The sequence below is a fragment of the Prevotella sp. S7-1-8 genome (assembly GCF_000758925.1).
Lineage (GTDB): Bacteria > Bacteroidota > Bacteroidia > Bacteroidales > Bacteroidaceae > Prevotella.
The window spans coordinates 1-599 of record NZ_JRNC01000100.1; the positions used below are offsets into that span (position 1 = coordinate 1).

Sequence of the window (599 nt, forward strand, 5' to 3'; positions counted from 1 at the left end):
CTTTGCAAAGGAAAATGAAAAACCAGACGGTCTTCTATAGAATAGCAGAAAACTAATCATGATTAGATTTTTGAAATAAAATCATTCAAAATATCGTATATAGTAACTATTTTGTAATTTTAGAGTAATTATCAACCAGTAAAGTATGACAAAAGTAATCCATGTTCACCTGATTCAGAGACATAAAAGCTATTATTTCGGATCGATCCCTGCCATTTACAGTACACTGACGGCTGACGACATTGGTATTAGGCAATCTTCGCTGGAGCGTGTGGGGCTTAGTAAAGGTGGTGTAGTGCTCAATAAGAAGGCTATCATAAGTGCTGGAGAACTGATACGTTCAAAAATTAAACAACATAAGGGAAGGTAAGAAAATAGAGATGCGAAACGGCATTCAGAGAACACAAATGAAACGATTGATAACAAAGGTTAAAATCCACCTTTTTGAGAAAATGCGTAAAACTCTGATATTCAGAAAGAAAAAATATACTGAATTATCTTTACACAAATTAAAAATCATTTCATGTTAAAAAGTGTTCGGAGTAAAAGTGGGTCAAAAAGTGGGCCAAAAAGTGGGTCAAGAAATAAACAAGGGGAAA

1 protein-coding gene is annotated in these 599 nt (G+C 33.9%); it reads left to right on the forward strand.

The features are described 5' to 3' along the window. Positions 1-145: 145 nt before the first annotated feature. Complete coding sequence (locus HMPREF1640_RS11720; RefSeq protein WP_036895057.1) at positions 146-370, forward strand: hypothetical protein; 225 nt, start codon at positions 146-148, stop codon at positions 368-370. Positions 371-599: the final 229 nt, after the last annotated feature.

Excerpts from the sequence above, each read along its gene's own strand:
- HMPREF1640_RS11720 (WP_036895057.1), top strand. The coding sequence starts at position 146 with ATGACAAAAGTAATCCATGTTCACCTGATTCAGAGACATAAAAGCTAT.